Annotated in this window: 5 protein-coding genes; 2 read left to right on the top strand and 3 right to left on the bottom strand. The window is 66.6% G+C overall.

Annotated features, from left to right (window positions below):
* Positions 1-134 precede the first annotated feature (134 nt).
* Positions 135-392: a hypothetical protein gene (locus ABT154_RS33815; RefSeq protein WP_502969664.1), complete on the top strand. Its 258-nt coding sequence runs from the start codon at positions 135-137 to the stop codon at positions 390-392.
* 174 nt (positions 393-566) lie between these two features.
* On the opposite strand, the gene ABT154_RS33810 is transcribed toward ABT154_RS33815, so the two are convergent.
* The 3 genes from ABT154_RS33810 to ABT154_RS33800 all read right to left on the bottom strand — a co-directional run bounded on the left by ABT154_RS33810 (position 567) and on the right by ABT154_RS33800 (position 3,968).
* Positions 567-1,955 (bottom strand): hypothetical protein, encoded by a 1,389-nt coding sequence (locus ABT154_RS33810; protein WP_351862210.1) that lies wholly within the window; start codon positions 1,953-1,955, stop codon positions 567-569.
* A gap of 10 nt (positions 1,956-1,965) precedes the next feature.
* On the bottom strand, positions 1,966-2,784 hold the full coding sequence (locus ABT154_RS33805; protein ID WP_351862208.1) for a hypothetical protein: 819 nt from the start codon (positions 2,782-2,784) through the stop codon (positions 1,966-1,968).
* A gap of 560 nt (positions 2,785-3,344) precedes the next feature.
* Positions 3,345-3,968, bottom strand: coding sequence for a TrmB family transcriptional regulator (locus ABT154_RS33800; RefSeq protein WP_351862206.1), 624 nt, complete (start codon positions 3,966-3,968; stop codon positions 3,345-3,347).
* A gap of 114 nt (positions 3,969-4,082) precedes the next feature.
* Between ABT154_RS33800 and ABT154_RS33795 the strand changes: the two genes are divergently transcribed.
* A complete protein-coding gene (locus tag ABT154_RS33795; protein WP_351862204.1) occupies positions 4,083-5,015 on the top strand; it encodes a transposase in 933 nt (310 codons plus the stop codon).
* Positions 5,016-5,128: the final 113 nt, after the last annotated feature.

Here is a 5,128-nt window from a genome sequence, read left to right as displayed (position 1 = left end):
ATCGTCCTGGTGGCCGTCTCGCATCCGCCTGGGCCACGACCACTACGTCCGCGTCGACACCAACGACTACTCCGTCCACCCCCGCGCGATCAGCAGGACGGTGGCGGTTCCGCGCCAACACCGAGGAGATCACCGTGACCTGCGGCGACGAGCTGGTGGCCCGCCATGCCCGCTGCTGGGCCAGACACCAGAGCCTGACCGATGCCGAGCACGCGGCCGCGGCCCGGACTCTGCGCGGCGAGGTGATCCACCAGCAGGCCGCCCGAGCCGCCACCAGGGCAGCAGCTCTGGCCCCGGACAGCCTCGGCTTCGAGGTCGAGCAACGCGAGCTGGACACCTACGACCGCATGTTCACCCTCATCGAGGGCGGCGCCGGGAAGGAGGACACCTGATGGCCCGCACCACTCCCGCGACCTCGAACGCCACGCCGGCCAGCACGGCCCAGACGGACGGTCCCACGGCCCGCACGGGGCCGGCAGACCGTCGCCGACCTGCGATGCGCGCCGGGCCTGCGGGCCGTACCCGCCCTCGCCCGCGCCACGGATCTTCACAGCGCGTAACAGGGCTCATCCGATGTGCGGTCCGGCTTCCGGCTCGCAGCCGTCGACGCGCGGATGAATGGTCCATCGGTGCTTAAGCTTCTGCTGCGTCTGCCGTGTCGTGGGGTCGAATGCCTTGCGGAGCGCTCCGCACCAGCCCTCCATCAGGTCCTTGGCTACGCGTGTGAACTCCTTGTCCTCAAGTCCCTTTTTCATCGATTCCTGTGTGAGGCCCGTAGCGTTGTGCCGCTCAGGGGCGAAGTTCGGGTCCCAAGTCAAGATGGCGTCCGACCGGCCGTTCCCGATCTTCTGGACCGCCATGAGCGGGTGGAATTCGTGCCAGCCGTCGTGGAAGCCGTCGTACACGTGCTCCCCCAGAACCGCCACCTCGTCCCCTTCTGTGATCGGGCCGAGCGCCGTGTCTCCGACGTTGGCATCTTCGACCTCACCGGGAGACGCGTAGAAGACCGCGTGCAGGATGGTTCGGAGTATCGCCTCACCAAGTGCGGCCGCGGCCGCCGCGCCGCCGGCGGCACCGAGAAGGGCCCCGATCACCGCACCGATCAAACAGCCGACCGGCCCGAGGAGCCACGTACCCACGGCGCATCCGGCGGCGGCACCGGCCGCGCCGCCCGCGCTTGCTCCCGCGACGATCGCGGTGGTGAGGAGGGTCACCAGGACTCCGAACCACAACGCCATGTCGTTCATCCGGACCCAGAAGTCCCCCTCCGCCTCGCAGTGCAGCCCGCTCGCCGTGTGAAACTCCTTCGGATCCTTTGCCTGGTTGTTGTATCCGAGGCCGTGGTCGGGGTTCGGATCCATGAGCAGTTCGCGGGGCCGGAGAAGCGTCTCCCCTTGGAATCCGTCCAGGTAGATTTCGTTCCGAGCGTTGTTGAAGATGTTCGCGTCATCGCCGGTGGTACCACACCTGGGAGGTCCCGGGGCCTGGTCGGAATCGGGCTTCGGGGGATCGTAGAGGGTGGTGTAGTCGTCCTGCACCCGATGTGGCATGAGCCGCACATCGAAGTATTCGTCGTTGTCGAAGTTCCCGTACGGGGTGTCGCTGAAGACTCCGCCCCACTGCGAGTACTTCGGCCCTTCCCGGACGGTTCCCACCGCACATATCGGAGCTCTGGACAGACAGATCAGACGGTGGAAGAGCCATTGATAGGAGACATGCTTGATGGCGGTCGCCACGCCGGTGGTGATACCCACGAAGAAGCCGACGATGGCACCGATGACGACACCGATCGGGCCTCCGATCAGGCCGATCAGGGTGATGCTTCCCCAGAGCGTGAGGGCCAAAATAGTGTGGACGCCGACGACTCCAAGGAGGTCTGCCTTCTTGAACGGCCTGCTCGTGGGCTGCAGCTCAGGCCTGTACTCGTAGCACTGGGTGAACTTCTTGAAACCCATCGCTCCTCCCTTACGGTCGCGAGCTCGTCACCTTGAGCGTCACTCCGCCCACCAGTCGCCGCGTGTCGCCAGGCCCCAACGCGAATCCGTGAATGTTGAAGGGCACTGGGCCGGAGAAATCCGGGTCGTCGGGCTCGATCACCGCCTCGACCTCCACCTGCTCCCCGGCGTCGACGACCGGCTCGCTGGGCGTGATCCGGACCGACCATCCTTCCGGGACGGGGAACTGCCCGTACGCTTGCGTGCGCAGCGCCCAGGCCCAGCGCGTGCGGCTCTCCTCAATGCGGGTGGGCCGTTCGTTACCGCCCGTCAGCTGACGCCGGACCTCTTCGTCGCCGCACGGGCGCGTACTCAGCCGGTAGGAATCCGCCTCAAGCACGAACCGTTGCCGGACCGACGCGGTGTTGCGGAGCATGAAGGTGAAGCGGGCCGGGGAAGCGGCTTCACCGACCAGAACGTTCTCCTGCCCTAGGTTGTTGTTCGGGTTCGCGTCGTCAGCCCAGTGCAGTTGCGCCTGTAGGCAATAGTGACCGGGCTCCGACGGCGTGCGCCACGTGAAATGGGCGAAGGCCGGCTGTTCCGGTGTGCCCTTTGCCCCGAGGTCTATGCGATCCTCGCCGACCATGACCGAGGTCGTGTTGATGCCGAAGCTGAGTTGAGTCAGTGTCACCGGCATGCCCAGGGCCGGTGCCGAATACGATCCGTTCCAAACTCGAACCCGCACTTCGTATGTATGGTCGGGCTCGATCGATGAGGACTCCACGGCGACGCCGCCGTCGAAGACCACGATGTCAGGATTGTCCCAGGTGACGGCGAGTCCCTGATCCATCAGGTAGTACTGCGCGTAAATCAGCGGATCTGGGCGTACACGGACGTCCTGAAGAGAAGGGTGACAACGGTCCGCCCCTCGGTCCCTGCAGCTTCGCCGCACAGCCCGGCAGACCTCGCGCGTCAGAGGAAACAGGGAAGGGAACTGCCTCAGGACACTCGGGACGAGAGAGAAGGCGCGGCACAGTCGATTCGGCGATTTGGCCATGGCTGCAACTTTCCGGACTACCCCTCCTTCCATCATGAATCGCCCCATAATCCTCCGCTACTGGACTGCCGACCTGACACCTGCTTCAGACAGGCCCTGCCGACTTCACGTGTAAGTGATGGCGCACAACGTCTGGTTCGAGGTGCAGGCCACCGGAAAAGAGCGCACGATGAAGGAGCGACGGGGGTGTTTGGTTACCACGGAGGGCCGTGGGATGAAGTTGCGTGGATGGGTGGAGACTGTGGGCGCTTGCCTCAGCGGCCTCCTGTTTATCCTGGTGCTGGTATGGCCTGACTGGATCGAGGCGGTCTTCGGAGTCGACCCCGACGCAGGAAGCGGCACCCTTGAGGCAGTCATCGCCGTCTTGGCGCTGGCTGCCACCGGCACGTTCTCCCTGTTGGCCCGGCGGCAATGGCGCAGGACGCGCGCCGGTCATACCTCTTGACGGTACGCCAGAGGGAGCCTGTCAGCTGGACCGCGCCCTTCTTGGTGTTGTTCGGGTCCACTGGCAGCAGCGCCACCTCGTGGTCGAAGAGCACCATGCGCAGAGGCAGGGCCGGCACGGTGCGCACCTCGCCGCCGTTGCCGTGGAGCCACTGGGCGTATTCGACCGTGGGGTTGGCGTTGCGGACGCTGTCCAGGTACACGGTCAGTACCCGCACGCCCCGCCGCATCAGGTCCTCGTCCAGCGGCCTGCCGGCGTCCAGGCTGGCCACGGACTGCGCACCACCGCGCATGAAGGACAGGCATTCGCTCGTGGAGCGGTGGGCCAGCTCTTCGACGCGGGTCTGGATGGCGTCGATGCCCTGGAGGTACTCGACACCGTGCCGCTCACCGGTCCTCAGCTCGGAGTACTCGTCCAGGAGCTTGCTGATGGCTGCCTGGCTTTCGGCGAGCAGATGAGCCTGCTGGCGCTGGAGGAGCAGCTGGAAGCCGAGGTCCGGGCTGACGGGTCTGAGTCCGCCGAGTGCCTGCATGGAGCGCCTCAGAGGGCGGTTCTTGGCTCTTTGAAGGGTTCTGTCGTCGCCTGATGGTGTGGGTGCGGGGCGGAATGCGCCGGTCCACAGTCGTCCGTCTGCTGGTGTGATGATGTGAGCGAACGCAAGCCGTATCCCAGCGACTTATCGGATGAGCAGTGGTCGTTGATCGAGCCGGTGATCATCGCATGGAAGGACCGGCACCGCTCGGTCAGCGGCCACAAGGGCGCCTACGCCATGCGGGAGATCGTGAATTCGGTCCTCTACCAGGGCCGGACGGGCTGCCTGCGTGCCTGCCTGCCTGCCTGCGTGCCTGCCTGCCTGCCTGCCTGCCTGCCTGCCTGCCTGCCTGCCTGCCTGCCTGCCTGCCTGCCTGCCTGCCTGCCGCACGATCTACCGCCGAAGAGCGCGACGTACTACTACTTCGCGGCCTGGCGGGACGACGGGACCGACCAGGTCATTCACGAACTCCTGCGCTGCCAGGTCCGTGAGCGGGCCTGCCGATTGGAGGACCCGACCCTGGTGGTGCTGGACACGCAGAGTGTCCGTGTGGCTGCCGGGGTCCCCGCCTCCACGACCGGACGCGACGCCGGGAAGCGGGTCCCGGGCCGCAAGCGTGGACTGGCCGTAGACGTACTCGGCTTGGTCATCGCGGTCATCGCCCTCGCCGCGAGCGCGCATGACAACACGGCCGGCATCGCCCTGCTCGACCAGGTCGCCGAGAACTCCGCGGGCACCGTTGAGAAGGCCCTGGTCGACCAGGGCTTCAAGCCCGCCGTGGCCGCCCACGGCACAACGCTCGGGATCGACGTGGAAATCGTCGAACGCAACCCGCAGGACATCGGGTTCGTGCCGCAGCCGAAGCGGTGGAGGGTTGAGCAGACCTACGGGATCTTGATACTGCACCGGCGCCTGGTCCGCGACTACGAGCACCGCCCGGCCTCCTCCGCCTCCCGCGTCTACTGGGCCATGACCCGCGTCATGGCCCGCCGCCTGACCGGCGCGAACACCCCCACCTGGCGCGATGCGGAAGCGGTGACGAGGTGAACATCGAGCCCTGCTTGGCGCGCTCGGGATCCAGGAGGACGCCGCCCGGTCCCTGGCCGATGACCTCCACACCCGGATTGCCGAGCTGCAGGCCCGGCTGCGGGAGGTGGAGA

The organism is Streptomyces sp. NPDC001728 (assembly GCF_040297565.1).
In the GTDB taxonomy this organism is placed as follows: Bacteria; Actinomycetota; Actinomycetes; order Streptomycetales; family Streptomycetaceae; genus Streptomyces.
This window is presented reverse-complemented; position numbering and strand designations above follow the sequence as displayed.

Coding starts and splice junctions, on each gene's coding strand:
- ABT154_RS33810 (WP_351862210.1), bottom strand. CDS start 1,955: ATGGGTTTCAAGAAGTTCACCCAGTGCTACGAGTACAGGCCTGAGCTG.
- ABT154_RS33805 (WP_351862208.1), bottom strand. CDS start 2,784: ATGGATCAGGGACTCGCCGTCACCTGGGACAATCCTGACATCGTGGTC.
- ABT154_RS33800 (WP_351862206.1), bottom strand. CDS start 3,968: ATGCAGGCACTCGGCGGACTCAGACCCGTCAGCCCGGACCTCGGCTTC.